General features: G+C 70.1%; 12 protein-coding genes and 1 pseudogene. 11 read left to right on the top strand and 2 right to left on the bottom strand.

What is annotated here, in order from left to right; all coding sequences use genetic code 11:
- Positions 1–12 precede the first annotated feature (12 nt).
- Positions 13–942: an arginase gene (gene rocF / locus B0W88_RS09350; RefSeq protein WP_077034396.1), complete on the bottom strand. Its 930-nt coding sequence runs from the start codon at positions 940–942 to the stop codon at positions 13–15.
- A gap of 206 nt (positions 943–1,148) precedes the next feature.
- Between rocF and B0W88_RS09355 the strand changes: the two genes are divergently transcribed.
- The 11 genes from B0W88_RS09355 (at position 1,149) to B0W88_RS09405 (ending at position 15,221) form a co-directional block, all read left to right on the top strand.
- Positions 1,149–2,165: a dipeptide epimerase gene (locus tag B0W88_RS09355; RefSeq protein WP_077034397.1), complete on the top strand. Its 1,017-nt coding sequence runs from the start codon at positions 1,149–1,151 to the stop codon at positions 2,163–2,165.
- Positions 2,137–3,528: an acyclic terpene utilization AtuA family protein gene (locus B0W88_RS09360; protein ID WP_144006686.1), complete on the top strand. Its 1,392-nt coding sequence runs from the start codon at positions 2,137–2,139 to the stop codon at positions 3,526–3,528. The genes B0W88_RS09355 and B0W88_RS09360 overlap by 29 nt, the downstream gene beginning before the upstream one ends.
- A complete protein-coding gene (locus B0W88_RS09365; RefSeq protein WP_077034399.1) occupies positions 3,525–3,914 on the top strand; it encodes a hypothetical protein in 390 nt (129 codons plus the stop codon). The genes B0W88_RS09360 and B0W88_RS09365 overlap by 4 nt, the downstream gene beginning before the upstream one ends.
- A complete protein-coding gene (locus tag B0W88_RS09370; protein WP_077034400.1) occupies positions 3,911–5,101 on the top strand; it encodes a serine hydrolase in 1,191 nt (396 codons plus the stop codon). The genes B0W88_RS09365 and B0W88_RS09370 overlap by 4 nt, the downstream gene beginning before the upstream one ends.
- Before the next feature lie 82 nt (positions 5,102–5,183).
- The gene (locus tag B0W88_RS09375) at positions 5,184–6,113 is read left to right on the top strand and encodes a helix-turn-helix transcriptional regulator (RefSeq protein ID WP_077034401.1); all 930 of its coding nucleotides are present in this window, start codon (positions 5,184–5,186) and stop codon (positions 6,111–6,113) included.
- Positions 6,114–6,267: 154 nt separating this feature from the next.
- Complete coding sequence (locus tag B0W88_RS09380) at positions 6,268–7,773, top strand: aldehyde dehydrogenase (RefSeq protein WP_077034402.1); 1,506 nt, start codon at positions 6,268–6,270, stop codon at positions 7,771–7,773.
- A complete protein-coding gene (locus tag B0W88_RS09385) occupies positions 7,773–9,473 on the top strand; it encodes a M14 family metallopeptidase (protein WP_083748677.1) in 1,701 nt (566 codons plus the stop codon). The genes B0W88_RS09380 and B0W88_RS09385 overlap by 1 nt, the downstream gene beginning before the upstream one ends.
- Before the next feature lie 28 nt (positions 9,474–9,501).
- Positions 9,502–10,887, top strand: a complete 1,386-nt coding sequence (locus B0W88_RS09390; RefSeq protein WP_083748678.1) for an MFS transporter — start codon at positions 9,502–9,504, stop codon at positions 10,885–10,887.
- Positions 10,888–10,896: 9 nt separating this feature from the next.
- The gene (locus B0W88_RS09395) at positions 10,897–11,319 is read left to right on the top strand and encodes a nuclear transport factor 2 family protein (RefSeq protein WP_077034404.1); all 423 of its coding nucleotides are present in this window, start codon (positions 10,897–10,899) and stop codon (positions 11,317–11,319) included.
- Positions 11,320–11,350: 31 nt separating this feature from the next.
- A complete protein-coding gene (locus B0W88_RS09400; protein WP_158080827.1) occupies positions 11,351–13,603 on the top strand; it encodes a TonB-dependent receptor in 2,253 nt (750 codons plus the stop codon).
- On the top strand, positions 13,593–15,221 hold the full coding sequence (locus B0W88_RS09405; RefSeq protein ID WP_077034406.1) for a GMC family oxidoreductase: 1,629 nt from the start codon (positions 13,593–13,595) through the stop codon (positions 15,219–15,221). The genes B0W88_RS09400 and B0W88_RS09405 overlap by 11 nt, the downstream gene beginning before the upstream one ends.
- A gap of 61 nt (positions 15,222–15,282) precedes the next feature.
- Here the strand turns inward: B0W88_RS09405 and B0W88_RS33525 are convergent.
- A pseudogene (locus tag B0W88_RS33525) lies at positions 15,283–15,707 on the bottom strand (pyruvate dehydrogenase (acetyl-transferring), homodimeric type); the annotation flags it as partial.

Below are 15,707 nucleotides of genomic sequence, written 5' to 3' on the forward strand. Positions count from 1 at the left end.
AAGGAGACAGGCTCACTTCCGCATCAAGGTGCTCTTGCCGAACAGCGATTCGATCAGGTCCACGGCCAGCAAGGCGGTCTTGTTGCGTTCGTCGAGCGCCGGATTCAGCTCCATCACGTCCAGCGAGGCCAGGCGGCCCGTGTCCGCGATCATTTCCATGCACAGCTGCGCCTCCCGATAGCTCGGCCCGCCAGGGATCGTCGTGCCGACGCCGGGGGCGATCGCGGGGTCGAGGAAGTCGACGTCGAAGCTGACATGCAGGTGCGTGTTCCCGTCCAGCGTCGCCAGGGCCAGCTCCATCGCGTGGCGCATGCCCATCTCGTCGATATAGCGCATGTCGAAGACCTCCAGCGCCTGCTCGTGGACGAAGCGCTTCTCGCCCTCGTCGACGCTGCGGATGCCGATCTGCCGGATCCACTTCGGGTCGATGGCCGGCACCTGGCCGCCGATCCCGACCAGCTCTCGTGGGCCGAAGCCGCACAGGCAGGCGACCGGCATGCCGTGGATATTGCCGCTGGGCGTCAGCGCGCTGGTGTTGAAGTCCGCATGGGCATCGAGCCAGAGGACGCGCAGCTTCTTGCCGGCCTCGCGGCAATGCCGCGCCACGGCGCTGATCGAGCCCAGGCCCAGGCAATGGTCGCCGCCCAGGAGAATGGGCAGGCGGCCGGCGGCCAGTTCGGCATGCACGGCCTCGTGGACTGCACGATTCCATGCGACGACTTCCGCCAGGTGGCGGTAGCCCTCGGTGGGCGGCAGCCAGGGGTTGGGCGGCCCGTCGAGATTGCCCCGGTCGAGCACCTCGGCGCCGCGGTTTCGCAGCGCTTCGGCCAGGCCGGCCACGCGCATGGCTTCGGGGCCCATGCGGGAGCCGCGGTCGCCGGCGCCGATGTCGGTAGGGGCGCCGATCAGGGAGACTTTTCGGGAACGTGTGTCGAGGGGCATGGGGCCAGGCTGCGTCGTTTTTTCGGTCAGGAATTCTGGGCGAGGGCCCTGCCAGGCGGAAACGGGAGACATGCGCGATATGCCGCTGATTCCTGGCGTTATGGCAGGGCCCGCTGGCATTTCGCCAGGCGACGCGCACCCTGGTGCAATCCCGCTATCCCCAGGGAGGTATTGCGAGCGGGAAGGGCGTGGCAAATCATCGCCCGATGCCTCATCGAGACCGCTTCAAGCTGGAACTCCAGCATTGGCCCTACCGCCAGACCGTCCGCATCTCGCGCGGTGAACTTCATACCCAGACCCTGCTGCATGCCACCGCGAACTGGGACGGGATCCGCGCCCAGGGCGAGGGCGAGCAGCACGAAAGCGACGAGCAGGCGAGCGAGCAGGCGCTGGCGCGCGGCCAGGCGGCCCTGCTCGCCCTGCAAGCGATGCCCGATCGCCATGAACTGCGCCGGCGGCTGCCGCCCGACGGCCTGCGCAATGCGCTGGACGCGATGCTCTGGGATCTCGAATGCAAGCGCACCGGGCTGCGCGCGTGGGAACTCGCCGGCCTGCGGGCCGTCAACGCCGGCTCGCGTTTTCGCACGCTGCTGACGGTGACGCTGGACAGCCCCGACGCCATGGCCGAACAGGCCCGCCGCTGGGGCCATGCACCGCTGCTGAAGGTCAAGCTCGGCGATCGCAGCCAGGGGGGGCTGGACCGCGACATCGAGCGCCTGCGGGCGGTGGCGGCCGCATCGCCCGGCAGCACCCTGACCGTCGACCCGAACGAGGGCTGGACGCCGGCCTTGCTGCAACGCTTCGCCTCGGCCATTGCCGCGCTGCCGGTGGCGCTGATCGAGCAGCCGCTGCCGGCCGGCCACGAGGACCTGCTGCCCGGCCTGGGCCTGAAGATCCCGGTGGCCGCCGATGAATCCTGCACCTCGCTGGACAGTCTCGCGCGTCTCGCTGGCCGGGTGCACTACGTGAACCTGAAGCTCGACAAGTGCGGCGGGCTGACCGAAGCCCTGCTGATGTGCGAGGAGGCCCGGCGCCTGGGGCTCAAGCTGATGGTCGGCTGCAACTGCGGCACCTCGCTTTCGATGGCGCCGGCCTTCCTGGTGGCCGCCTTCTGCGAGTTCGTGGACCTGGACGGCCCGCTGCACATGCGGGAGGACCGCGCCCCGGCGGTCTCGTACGAGGGCGGCTGCCTGCATGCGCCCGCCGCTGAACTGTGGGGCTGACGTGAAGCACAAGCCCCAACGCATCGCCATCGGCTGCGCCGCCGGTTTCGCCGGCGACCGCCTGGACGCGGCCGAGCCGGTCGTCCGCACGCTGATCCGCACCGGCCTGCCGGCCTTCCTGATCTTCGAGACGCTGGCGGAGCGCACGCTGGCCATCGCCCAGGCGCGCCGCCAGGCCGATCCGGCAGCGGGCTACGAGCCGAACCTGCGCGCGATGGTCGAGCCGGTCCTGGCCGACTGCCTGCGCCACGGCATCCGCATCGTCAGCAACTTCGGCGCCGCGAATCCGCTGGCGGCGGCGCGGCTGCTGAAGGCCATGGCCGCGGCGCACGGCCTCTCGCCGCGCATCGCCGTCATCGACGGCGATGATCTGTCCGGCCCGCAGCACCGCGAACTGCTGGCGGCGCAACTGCCGCCCGGTTTCGACCTCGACGCCATCGTCAGCGCCAACGCCTACATCGGCGCCGAGGCGATCGCCGATGCGCTGCGCGCGGGCGCCGACATCGTCGTGGCCGGCCGCGTGGCCGATCCCTCGCTGGCCGTCGGGCCCGCGATGGCCAGCTTCGGCTGGGCCGCCGACGACTGGGACCGGCTGGCCCGCGCGACGATGGCCGGCCATCTGCTGGAGTGCGGCGCGCAGGTCTGCGGCGGCTACTTCGCCGACCCGGGCTACAAGGACGTGCCCGAGCTGCACGCGGTGGGCTTCCCGGTCCTCGAGCTCGATGAAGACGGCGGCATGCTGATCGGCAAGGCCGACGGCACCGGCGGCGCCGTGAGCCTGCGGACGGTGAAGGAGCAGCTGCTCTACGAAGTCCACGACCCCGCCGCCTATCTGACGCCCGACGTCAGCGCCTCCATCGCCGAGGCCGAGGCGAGGGCGGCAGGCGCGGACCAGGTGATCGTCAGCGGTGTCCGCGGCCGGCCGAGACCCGATCGCCTGAAGGTGAACGTCTGCACGCCGGGGCCCTGGATCGCCGAGGGCGAGATCTCCTACGCCGGCCCGGGCGCCGAGGCCCGCGCGCGGCTGGCCGCCGAGGTGCTGCGCCGGCGCCTGCCCGATATGAGCCTGCGCGTCGACCTGATCGGCGTCGTCAGCGTGCTCGGCGACTCGGCCGGCGACCTGCTGGCCCGCCGGCACACCGGCGGCGAGGACGTGCGCCTGCGCGTGGCCAGCGCCACGACCGACCGCAGCGCGGCAGAACGCCTGGCCGCCGAGGTCACTGCGCTCTACACCTGCGGCCCGGCCGGCGGGGGCGGCGTGCGGACGTCCCTGCGCTCGCAGCTCGAGCTGACCTCCTGCTTCGTGCCGCGCGCCGCGGTGCGGGCCTCCTTCCGGATGCTGGAGCGAGTGAGCGAGCGATGAACCCCATGATGTCCACCATTCCGCTGCGCGAGATCGCGCACGCCCGCGCCGGCGACAAGGGCAACACCTCCAACATCAGCGTCATCGCCTACGACCCGGCCTGGTACGAAACCATCGTCGAGCAGGTGACCGAGGAAGCCGTCGGCCTCCTGTTCGCCGCGCGCCGGCCCACGCGCATCCGCCGCTACGAGCTGCCGCGCCTGCACGCGCTGAACTTCGTGCTGGAAGGCGTGCTGGACGGCGGTGTCAACAGCTCGCTGAACCTCGATGCCCACGGCAAGTCGCTCGCCTTCCTGCTGCTGGGCCTGGGCGTGCGCATCCTCTCGCCGTCGACGCCGCTGCCCGATGCACCGATGAATCCCTTTCCCTGGAGAACAAGCCCGTGACCCCAACCGTCGACCGCTGCCTGGCCCTGCCCGAGCAGCACCTGCCCAATGCCGAGGACTTCCTGATGTGGCCACCCTGCCTGCAGTCCTACGGCTTCCGCAACGTGGACCGGCTGTTTGCCACGCGCACGATCAAGCGCGGTGCCGCGCCCCGCGAGCTGGCGCGCGGCGCGGCGTACACGGGCAGCTTCGTCACGGGCGGCCGGCGCCTGGGCATCGCCGATCTGATGAACCAGAACAACATCACCGGCCTGATCGTGACGGCCAACAACGAGGTGGTGCTGGAGCGCTACGGCCTGGGCCTGCAGGAGCACGAGCGCTGGAGCACGATGTCCACGGTCAAGAGCATGACGGCGATCCTGGTCGGCGCGGCGATCGCGGATGGCTCGATGCGTTCGCTGGACGATGCCGTGACCGATCACCTGCCGGCGATGCGCGGCACCGGCTACGAAGGCGTCACCGTGCGTCATCTGCTGACGATGTCGTCCGGCGTGCGCTGGGCCGAGGACTACACCGATCGCGACTCCGACGTGAACCGCTACAGCCGCTCGCTCGCCGCCAAGGCGCCCGGCGGCGTGCTGGGGCTGATGGCCTCGCTGCCGAAGGCACACGCGCCGGGCAGCTTCTGGAACTACAACACCGGCGACACCTACCTGCTCGGCGCGGTGATCTGCGCGGCCACGAAACGCACGCTGGCGGACTACATGTCCGAGAAGATCTGGCGGCCGGCCGGCATGGAGTTCGACGGCTTCTACACGCTGGAATCGGCCGAGGGCCAGGAGATCAGCGGCAGCCGCGCGGGCATGAGCCTGCGGGACTTCGCGCGCTTCTCGCTGCTGGTGATGAACGGCGGCCGGGTCGGCGGGCCCTGGGGTACCAGCCTGTTGGCTGAAGGCTGGGTCGATGCCGCGGGCACGCCGGCCTTCAAGCTCGCGGGCCTGGAGAACACGGCCGGCGTGGAGATCCTCGGCGTCACTGGCTACGGCCTCAGCTGGTGGCTGGACGACGACGGCGGGATGTGGGCGCTTGGCCACTCGGGCCAGCGCATCTACGTCAATCGTCGCGAGCGGATCACCGTGGTTCAGCTGGCCGTGTATCCGGAGCCCAGGTACGAGAGCCCGCAGGAACCGGACCGCGACACGGCGCTGCTGAATTTCATCCAGACGCTGCGCCGGGACCTGGCCTGATTCCGGCCCCGGGCGCGAGTGCAAAATGCAGCCGTCACGCACACCCTTCGGCCTGTTCCTCGCGTCGACGACTGGATCCTCGATGCCCGCTCCCCCGCTGCCCCATTTCCATCCCTGGCGACCGGCCGACGAGCCGGTCAAGGCCATGGCGCTGGATGCAGCGATGGCCACGCTGCTCGGCAAGGTGATCGAGGCCTGCGGGCAGCCGGCGTTCTTCGAGGCGCTGCTGGACTTCATGAACGAGGTGTGCGCGATGCACTCCGGCGGCGCGATGATCTTCTCGCGCCACCAGCGGCCGCAACTGCTGTGCTACCGCCGCTGGGCACGCGCCCGCAGCGTGCAGGCGCAGGACTACTTCTCCGGGCCCTACATCCTCGACCCGAACTACCAGCGTTTCCTCGCCGGTTGCGGCAGCGGCGTGTACTGGCTGCGCGACGTGGCGCCGGACGAGTTCTACAACAGCGAGTTCTACCGGCTGTTCTATTCGCAGGTCGGGCTCTCCGACTATGTGGACATCCTCTGGCGCATCGACGCGGACACGGCGCTGTCGGTCTTCCTCGAGCGCGACACGTCGGGCGCCGGTTTCCAGCCCGAGAACATCGCGGCGCTGAACGCGGTGCTGCCGATCATCTTCTCCGCCGTCGCGAAGCACCACGCGCAGGCCGCCTGGGTGCCGCTGCCGGCCAGCACCGAAACGAGTGAAGAGGACCAGCTGACGCACCGCAAGGTGCAGAGTTCGATCGAGAACTTCGGCCGTTCGCTGCTGACCAAGCGCGAGCGCGAGGTGCTGTTCTACATGCTCAGCGGCTACTCGGCGGCGCTGACGGCGGCGCGGATGCAGTCCACCGAAGGCACGGTCAAGATCCACCGCAAGAGCATCCACCGCAAGCTGGAGATCGGCTCGCAGGCCGAGCTGTTCGCGCTGTTCATCCGCTGCATCCCGTTCGCGACGCCGGACCAGCAGACGGACCCGCTGGACGCCTACCAGTCCGTCAAGGCGACCCGGGCCTAGCGGGCGCCGTGGGAGGCCTGGCCCACACCGTGGGACCTGACCGTTAGGCCCCCAGGCAAACCCTCCATATCCCCCGAGAGGTATGGGCGAAGAAAGCGCCGGCCTTTAACTTTCGTGTCATCCCAATCCGGTATCCGGGCCCGCCCGGAACACGATGCAAAACCCGAACGAACGCACCGCCTGGCACGAGCAGGCCCGCCAGCTCAGCATCGACACCCGCGCCCTTATCGGCGGCGCGCGTGTCGAGCTGCAAGGCTCGGCCCGCTTTGACAGCGTCAACCCGCAGGATGGCAGCATCATCGCCAGCCTGGTCTCGGCCAGCCAGGTCGACGTGGACGCCGCCGTCGCCAGCGCCCGCCAGGCCTTCTCGCAGGGCTGCTGGTCGCAGCTCTCGCCCCACCAGCGCAGCCGCACGCTGCTGCGCCTGGCCGACCAGATCGAGCAGCATCGCGAGGAGCTGGCCCTGCTCGATTCGATCGAGATGGGCATGCCCGTCTCGACCAGTCTGCCGGACATCGCGGTCGCGTCCGGCATCGTCCGCGGCGTGGCCGAGCGGGTGGGCACGCTCAGCGAGCAGTTGCTGCCCAGCGCGCCGGACACGCTGGCGCTGAACCTGCGCGTGCCGCACGGCGTCGTCGCCGCGATCACGCCCTGGAACTTCCCGCTCTACGTGGCGCTCGCCAAGGTCGTGCCGGCGCTGGCGATGGGCAACTCGGTCGTGCTGAAGCCCTCGGAGCTGGCCTCGCTGTCCTGCCTGCGGCTGGGGGACCTTGCCCTCGCGGCGGGCATCCCGGCCGGCGTGCTCAACGTGATCACCGGGCTGGGCGGGCAGACGGGTCGCCTGCTCGCCTTGCACGAGGATGTCGACTGCCTGAGCTTCACCGGCTCCACGGCGACCGGGCGGCTGCTGATGCAGTACGCGGGCCAGTCGAACCTGAAGGCGCTGCTGCTGGAATGCGGCGGCAAGTCGCCGCAGATCGTGCTGGACGGGCTCGATGACCTCGACGGCCTGGCCCGCGCGCTCGTGCAGGGCTTCGTCTGGAACAGCGGCCAGGTCTGCGTGTCCGGCACGCGCATCCTGGTGGCGCGCGCGCTGTACCAGCCGCTGCTGGACCGCATGGTCGGCCTGATGGAGGCGATGCGTGGCGGCGATCCGCTGCAGGCGGCCACGCAGCTCGGCCCGCTGGCCAGCGAGGCTCAGCTGCGCCGGGTGGGCACGATGGTCGAGGCGGCGCGCAGCCGGGGCGGCAGGATCGCCACCGGCGGCGCGCCGGACCGCGATGCCGGCCTGTGCCACTACCGGCCGACGCTGTTCACCGACCTGCCGCATGGCGACGCGCTGATGCAGGAAGAGGTGTTCGGCCCTGTCGCCGGCCTGCTGGCCTTCGACACGCCGGAGCAGGCGCTGCAGCTCGCCAACGACAGCCGCTACGGCCTCTCCGCCACGCTGTGGACGCGCGACTTCGCGCTGGCCAACCGCATGGCGCGGCAGGTGCGCGGCGGGCCTGTGACGGTCAATGCCGTGGCCTCGCCGGGCCCTTCCTATGCCATGGGTTCGTCGGTCGAGCCTGCGGGCGCCTCCGGCTTCGGCGTCGAAGGCGGGACGGCCGGGTTGCTGGCCTACACGCGGGCGAAGAGCCTGCATTTCCGGCTCGCCTGATGGACCACATGCCCACGCCCCGCTTCGACGTCTTCCCGCGCCATGCGGAGCTGACGCAGCTGCTGTACGCCTACGCGGAGGCTCACCCGGAGCTTGTCAGCGTCGCTTCGATCGGCAAGAGCCTCGAAGGCCGTGACATCTGGGTGGCGACGGTGACGAACACGCGCACCGGCGAGGCGCATCACAAGCCCGCCTTCTGGGCCGACGGCAACATCCATTCGATCGAGCTGACCGGCTGCACCGCCGTGCTGTACTACCTGCACCACCTGGTCAGCGGCTACGGCGTCGATGAAGAGGTCACGCGCCTGCTGGACACGCGCACCCTCTACCTCTGCCCACGCCTGAGCCCGGATGGCGCCGAGCTGGCGCTGGCCGACAAGCCCCGGCACGTGCGCTCCAGCACGCGCGCCTGGCCGGCGGCCGACCCGGCCGCCATGGAAGGCCTGACCATCGAGGACATCGACGGCGATGGCCGCATCCTCTCGATGCGCATCCACGATTCCAACGGCCCCTGGAAGAAGCACGCGGACGAACCCCGCCTGATGGTGGCCCGGACCTTGGGCGAGACCGGCGGCGAGTACTACCGCATCCTGCCTGAAGGCTCGATCAGTGGCTTCGACGGCCTCACCATCAAGGTCAGGCCTTCGCCCCAGCGCCTGGACCTGAACCGCAACTTCCCGTCCTTCTGGCGCGGCGAGCACGAGCAGAAGGGCGCCGGCCCGTTCCCGGCCAGCGAGCCCGAGGTGCGCGCGATGGTGGCGTTCGTCCTCGCGCATCCGAACATCGGCGCGGCCATCAGCTATCACACCTTCAGCGGGGTGATCCTGCGGCCGATGGGCACGATGAGCGACGCGGACATGATCCCCGAGGACCTGTGGAGCTTCCAGCGCTTCAGCGAGCACGGCACGGCGCTGACCGGCTACCCGGCGCTGAGCGTGTGGCACGACTTCAAGTACCACCCGGGGGAAGTCGTCGGCGGCACGCAGGACTGGTTCTACGAGCAACTGGGTGCGCTGTACTGGACGGTCGAGCTGTGGAGCCCGCACCGGCAGGCCGGCATCAGCGGCTACCCGTGGATCGACTGGTTCCGCGAGCATCCGGTCGAGGACGACCTGAAGCTGCTGCGCTGGAGCGACGAGCAGTGCGGTGGCCTGGCCCATGTCGACTGGCAGCCCTTCGACCATCCGCAGCTCGGCGCCGTCGAGATCGGCGGCTGGGACCAGCTGAACTACTGGCGCAACCCGCCGCCCGAACTGCGCGAGGCCGAGGTCGCCCGCTTCCCGGCCTGGATGGACAGCATCGCGCTGAGCCTGCCGCGGCTGGAACTGCTGAAGACCGAGGTCGAGGCGTTGGGTGGCGACATCTGGCGCATCCGCCTGGCCGTGCGCAACGGCGGCTGGCTGCCGGCCTATGTGACGCGGCTCGCGCTGGCGCACAACATCGTGCGCGGCGTGATGTTCGAGATCGACGTCGGCGATCCGGCCGTCACGCTGCTGGCCGGCAAGCCGTGCTTCGAAGGCCCGCAGCTGATGGGTCATGCGCCGAGGAAATCGCTGCTGGCCCTGTCGCCGGAGCCGGAGCCCACGGCCGACCTGGCCTTCGCCGAATGGATGGTCCGCGCGCCGGCTGGCACCCGCATCGCGCTGACGGCGCAGGCCGACCGCGCCGGCCGCGTGCAGGCCTGCGTCACGCTGCACTGACTCACCCCGAATAACCGAGAGCGACCCCATGTCCACTTCCCCGTCAGGATCACCGAAGCGCCTCTCCTGGCCGCTGCTGGTGCTGTTCGCCCTGCCGACCCTGCCGATGTACCTGCTGCGCGGCCCGGCCTTCAGCATCCTGCCGGCGCTGTACTCGGAGCGCTTCTCCATCTCGCTGGGCACGATGGCCGCCGTGTTGCTGCTGGTGCGCGTGTTCGACGGCGCGCTGGACGTCGGCATCGGCTGGGCCACCGACGCGACGCGCCACCGCTGGGGCGGGCGCAAGTCCTGGTTCCTCGCCGGCTCGCTGCTGACCGTGGCCTGCATCTTCCAGCTCTACGTGCCGCCGGCGAATGCCGATGCGATGTACTTCGCGCTCTGGTTCTTCATCGCCTACTTCGCCTGGACCGTCAACGAGATTCCCTACGGCGCCTGGTCCGTCGAGCTGACGACCGACTACCGCGAGCGCTCGCGCATCACGGTCGCGCGCCAGTACTTCAACGTGGCCAGTGGCGCGCTGCTGGGCCTGATCCCGCTGCTGTGGTTCCTGCCGACCAGCGACATGAACTTCGACGCGCTGCGGGTGCTGGCCTGGATGGTCGCGCTGACGCTGCCGCCGATCAGCGTGCTCTGCGTGATCTGCGTGCCGGCCGGCGTCCACGGCCCGCGCACGCAGCGCCACAGCCTCGTCGATTCCTTCAAGGCAATCCGCGCGAACAAGGCCTTCATCCGCTTCCTGGTCGCGTCCGGCCTGGCCGGCCTGGGCGATGCGGTCGGCGCGGCTGTCGGCTTCCTGGTGCTCGACTCCTATCTGGGCCTGGGCGCGGCCATCGGCATGGTGCTGCTGCAGTGGGGCGTGTCCGCGATGATCGGCGTGGGCGTGGCGGAGTTCCTGCTCAAGCGCTTCGAGAAGCACAAGGTCTTCGCCGGATCGGCCTTCGGCTGCGCGCTCTGCTACATGGGCTTCGCGCCGCTGCAGCCGGACACGCCGCATGTGCTGGTGCTCTACCTGCTCTGCTCCTTCGCCCACACGATGTTCTACATCGTGATCGACATGCTGCCGCAGGCGATGGTCGGCGACCTGGCGGACTTCGACCTGATGAAGTCGGGCGTGCAGCGCAATGCGCAGTACGTGTCGGTGCTGACCTTCGTGCGCAAGGCCACCTTCGGCATCGGCACCTCGCTGTCGCTGCTGGTGGTCTCCCAGTTCGGCTTCGAGGCCAAGGGCGCGCCCTACGCGACCGCCGCCATCGTCGGCCTGAAGATCTCCGCCTTCGCGATGCCCTTCTGCTTCTTCATGCTGGCGGCGCTGGTGATCTGGGCTTTCCCGATCACGGCCCGGCGCCACGCGGTGATCCAGCAGCGCAATGCGCGGCTGGGCCGCGCCATCGTCGAATCGCGGCTGGCTGCCTGAGGCGCGGACATGCCCATCCAGCAGAACACCACGCCCGAGGCCCGGGCTGTCGAGCAGGCGCTGGCCGGTTGGCACATCGCGCTCGAACACCACGACTGGACGGCCGTCGCCAACGGCCTTGCGCCCGGCTTCCTGATGATCGAGCACGACCGCATCCTGGACAAGGCCGAGCTGCTGGCCTTCGTCACCGGCAGCGCCCGGCTTGGCCGCCAGCGCGCGGCGCTGCACGGCTTCCGTACCGAGGTGCTGCGCGACTGCGCCTGGACCACCGTGCAGAACGACGAAATCTGGATCGCCAACGACGGCCGCGTGACGCCATTCAGCTTCCTCGAGACGGCCGTGTTCCGGCTCGAAGGGGGCGCCTGGCTGATCGATCGATATCACGCCACCCGGGTCGCTCCGCAGGCCACCACTTCCCCCGCCTCTGTCTAGTCATTCAAAACCCAAACCGGAGTCCATGAAGATGAACAGTTGTTCCCGCCAAGGCCCGCGCCGCGCCGCGAGGCCAGTCACGCTCGCACCGACGGCTTCCGCCGCCCTGATCGCCATCGGCCTGCTGGCCAGCGGCGCCGCCGCGTTCGCGCAGTCCGAGCCCGCGCCGGCCGACAAGGACGCAAAGAAGGACCTGCAGACGCTCGACCGCGTGGAAGTCACCTCCGGCAAGCGCCGGCAGATGCAGAGCGACGTGGCGGGCACCGTCACCGCGATCAGCGGAGCCGACATCGAGAGCCACGGCAGCGCCGACATCGAAGACCTGCTGAAGCTGACGCCCGGCGTGCAGTACAACAAGGGCACGGCGGACGGCTCGCTGATCTCGATCCGCGGCGTCGGCACCAACTCGAATGGCGCGGCTCAGGGCTTCACCCAGTCGCCGACCGGCATCTACATCGAGGACGTGCCCTTCACCGACCCCTTCGCCTTCGTCTCCACGCCGGACCTGGCGCCTTTCGACCTCGAGCGGGTGGAGGTGCTGCGCGGGCCGCAGGGCGCGCTGTACGGCTCCTCGTCGCTGGGCGGCGCGATCCGCTACATCCTGAAGAAGCCGAGCACCAGCCTCACCGAAGGCTCGGTGATGGCCGGGATCTCGTCCACCGCCGACGGCGGCACGGGCTGGTCGACCGCGGCGATGGTGAACATCCCGATCGCGATGAGCACCGGCAAGGCGGGCCTGCGCCTGGTCCTGAACTCGCGCAAGGACGCCGGCTTCATCGACAACCTGGGCACCGGCGTCAAGGACGCCAACGTGATCCGCGTGGACGGCGGGCGCCTGCTGTTCACCTACGCGCTGGGCGATGACTTCGACGCCACCGCCACCTACCTGCGCCAGCACAGCAAGCAGGCCGACGGCCCGGGCATCTCGCCGTTCGACTACACGACCGGCACCGGCTACACCAAGAACCCCGACCAGCTCAAGCTGCAGGTGCGCACGGCGGTCCCGATGGCCTACGACTCCACCTTCGACCTGGCGACGGTGCAGGCGAACCTGAAGCTGGGCGACTTCCGCCTGACCTCGCTGACCGGCCGCCAGACCAAGTCGCGCGGCGCCCGCGAGGACTTCAGCCGCGACTTCTACGACCCGTCGGCCCCGGGCGACAAGTGGACCTCCGACACCTTCTACGACTCGACCTCGACCTCGCAGGAATTCCGCCTCGCGCCGGTGACGCCGGGCCGCGTCAACTGGCTGGTCGGCGCCTTCTGGATGAGCGCGGACGTCAAGCGCGACCAGCTGGTCTACCACGAGCCCCGTGCAGCCGTGGCGGATCTGCGCTTCCGCCGCAACGGCACGGCGACCGAGAAGGCGGCCTTCGCCGATGCCGAGATCAAGATCACCGACCGGCTCTCCGCCGACATCGGCGCGCGCTACTACAAGACCCAGCTGTCCTACGACCGCATCGTCGGCAACACCGACGCGGACGCGACCAGTACGCCCTATGCCTCGGGCGACAGCGGCACGACGCCCAAGGTCTCGCTGCGCTACGTGATCGACCCGTCGATGTCCGTTTACGCGCTGGCCTCGCGCGGCTACCGCTTCGGCGGCATCTCCAACCTCGGCAGCAGCCCGCAGGGCCTGCCCTACAAGTCCGATTCGCTGTGGAACTACGAGGCGGGCTGGCGCTGGAGCCCGAGCAAGACGGCCTCGCTGGACGTGAGCGTCTTCCGCATCGACTGGAAGGACGTGCAGCTCTCCGAGCTGTATGTCGATCCGGTCACGACCCGCAGCTTCCTGGTCACCGGCAACGTGGGCAAGGCGCGCTCGCAGGGCCTCGAACTGGCGGCTGCCTGGCGCCCGTTCTCGCAGTTCTCGCTGAAGGGCACCTTCGCGTACACCGATGCCGTGACCTCGGGCGGCATCAGCATCGGCGGCACCGGCATCCCGGACGGCACGCGCCTGCCCGGCACGGCCAAGGTGCAGGGCACGCTGGACGCCAGCACGAACTTCGAGGGCCCGTGGGACAGCAGCGCCCGCGTCTCGGCCCTGCTGGCCTACACCGGCCAGCGCAAGGCGCAGATCGATTCGGACCTGAGCCTGCCGGCCTACACGACGCTGGACCTGCGCGCCACCTTCAGCTGGAACTCGGTGGAGTTCAGCGCCTTCGTCAACAACCTGAGCAACTCGCGCGGCCTGTCCTCGGCGGTGGACTACTTCACCACCTACACGGAGTTCTACCCGATCCGGCCGCGCAGCATCGGCGTGTCGCTGCGCTATGACTACTGAGTTCGAGACCCGCGCCGACTACGTCGTCATCGGCGGCGGGTCGGCCGGCGCCGTGGTCGCCTCGCGGCTGGCCGAGCAGGCCGGTACCAGCGTCATCCTTGTGGAAGCCGGAGGCAGCGGCAGGAGCCCCTTCCTGATGCTCCCCGGGGCGATGACCTTCGTCAAGGACTGGTCGCGCCACGCCTGGCTCTACGCCACCGAGCCCGACCCCTCGCGCGGCGGGCGGGTCGACACCTGGAAGCGGGGGCGCTCGCTGGGCGGCAGCAGCAGCATCAACGGCCTGATCTGGGCGCGTGGCCTGCCGCGGGACTTCGACAGCTGGGCCGCGCTCGGGGCCACCGGCTGGGGCTGGGACGGCGTGCGCGACTCGTTCATGAAGGCGGAACAGGCACTCGGCTTCGATGCTGCCGAGCGCGGGCAGCAGGGCCCCGTCTGGGTGGAGACCTTCCGCTCGCCGCATCCGCTCTCGCGGGACCTGCTGGAGGCCTTCGGTCAGGCCGGCTTCCCGATCGTCGCCGACATCAACCAGGCCCGCTCAAGTGCCGCCGCAATCACGCAGACCAACCAGCGCGGCGGCATCCGCCAGAGCACCGAGACGGCCTACCTGCGCAAGCGCCTGCCCGGTCTGAGGATCCTGCAGCGGACGCGCGCGCAGCGGCTGCTGATCGCCGGCGGCCGGGCCGTCGGCGCGGAGCTTCGCCGCGACGACGGCAGCGAGCTGCGCATCGGCGCGAACTGCGAGGTGATCGTCTGCGCCGGTGCGATCGAGAGCCCGGCGCTGCTGTTGCGCTCCGGCATCGGGCCGGCCGATCCGCTCCGTGCGCTCAGCATTGCCCCGGTGGTCGATGCGCCCGAGGTCGGCATGAACATGCAGGACCACCCGGACCTCTATGTCGAGTACGCCGTGTCGCAGCCGACCTACTCGGACGCCGGCCGCTGGTTTCGCATGCCGGGCATCGGACTGCAGTTCCTGCTGCGTCGTTCAGGCCCGGCGACGTCGCCGGGCACCCATGTATTCGCCTACGGCAGTTCGCAGCGCCGCCTCGATGACCCGGACCTGCTGTTCTTCACCGGGCCCTTCGGGCAGATCGTCGAAGGCGCCTTCACCGGCCGCCAGTCGATGTACAGCGTCACGCCGTCGATCTGCCGCCCGCATTCGCGCGGGCGGGTGTGGCTTGCCGATCGCAGCCCCGACGTCGCGCCGCGGATCCAGCCCAACCTGCTCGGCGACGAGCGCGACCTGGCGCTGATCGTCGACGCGATCGGCTGGGTGGACGAGATCGTCGGGAAGGCGCCGTTCGCCGACTCCCTGCGCGGCCGGGTTCGACCACGCGCTGCGCTGCGGGCCTCCGATCGCGCGGAGCTGGAGGCCTTTGCCCGCGCCGCCGTCGCCACCTGCCACCACAGCTGCGGGACCTGCCGGATGGGGTCGGACGAGCGCTCGGTCGTCGACCCGTCGCTGAAGGTCCGCGGACTGGCCGGTCTGCGTGTCGCCGATGCCTCGGTGTTCCCGCAGATCACGTCCGGCAACCTCAACGCGCCGGTCATCATGGTCGGCGAGCGGGCAGCGGACCTGATCAGGCAGGAGCGCCGATCGGTCGCCCGGCCCAAGCCTTGAGCTCCGGGCGTCGCAGGGCCTCGGGTTCGTGTGATGGGCTTGCCGGGCGGCGCATCTGCCGTCAACAGGCCCAGGCCGCCTGGCCCGTCGTGTCGATCGCGTAGCGCCGGATCGCCTGCTCGCACACCTGGCGCTCGATCGCCCCGCTGCGCGCCAGCGCGTCGAGCGCGGCCAGCACGATGTGCTGGCGGTTCACCTCGAAGAAGCTGCGCAGCGCGGCGCGCGTGTCGCTGCGGCCGAAGCCGTCGGTGCCGAGCACGGTGAAGGGTGCGTCGAAGCTGCCGGCGATGGCCTGCGGCCAGGCGCGCACGTAGTCGCTCGCGGCCACCACCGGGGCAGGACCGGCCAGGCAGCGGGCCACGTGGCTTTGCCGCCGCGGCTCGCCGGGATGCAGTCGGTTGGAGCGCTCGACGTCGCGGGCGTCGCGGGCCAGCTCACTGAAGCTGGTGGCGCTCCAGACCTCGCTGGCGATGCCCCAGTCCTCGC

The sequence above is a fragment of the Pelomonas sp. KK5 genome (assembly GCF_001984095.1).
Lineage (GTDB): Bacteria > Pseudomonadota > Gammaproteobacteria > Burkholderiales > Burkholderiaceae_C > KK5.

Bases quoted from the DNA above. Each gene is read 5' to 3' on its own strand.
- B0W88_RS09395 (WP_077034404.1), top strand. From the start codon at position 10,897: ATGCCCATCCAGCAGAACACCACGCCCGAGGCCCGGGCTGTCGAGCAG.
- B0W88_RS09375 (WP_077034401.1), top strand. From the start codon at position 5,184: ATGCCCGCTCCCCCGCTGCCCCATTTCCATCCCTGGCGACCGGCCGAC.
- B0W88_RS09400 (WP_158080827.1), top strand. From the start codon at position 11,351: ATGAACAGTTGTTCCCGCCAAGGCCCGCGCCGCGCCGCGAGGCCAGTC.
- B0W88_RS09390 (WP_083748678.1), top strand. From the start codon at position 9,502: ATGTCCACTTCCCCGTCAGGATCACCGAAGCGCCTCTCCTGGCCGCTG.
- B0W88_RS09365 (WP_077034399.1), top strand. From the start codon at position 3,525: ATGAACCCCATGATGTCCACCATTCCGCTGCGCGAGATCGCGCACGCC.
- B0W88_RS09355 (WP_077034397.1), top strand. From the start codon at position 1,149: ATGCCTCATCGAGACCGCTTCAAGCTGGAACTCCAGCATTGGCCCTAC.
- B0W88_RS09360 (WP_144006686.1), top strand. From the start codon at position 2,137: ATGCGCCCGCCGCTGAACTGTGGGGCTGACGTGAAGCACAAGCCCCAA.
- B0W88_RS09380 (WP_077034402.1), top strand. From the start codon at position 6,268: ATGCAAAACCCGAACGAACGCACCGCCTGGCACGAGCAGGCCCGCCAG.
- B0W88_RS09405 (WP_077034406.1), top strand. From the start codon at position 13,593: ATGACTACTGAGTTCGAGACCCGCGCCGACTACGTCGTCATCGGCGGC.
- B0W88_RS09385 (WP_083748677.1), top strand. From the start codon at position 7,773: ATGGACCACATGCCCACGCCCCGCTTCGACGTCTTCCCGCGCCATGCG.
- rocF (WP_077034396.1), bottom strand. From the start codon at position 942: ATGCCCCTCGACACACGTTCCCGAAAAGTCTCCCTGATCGGCGCCCCT.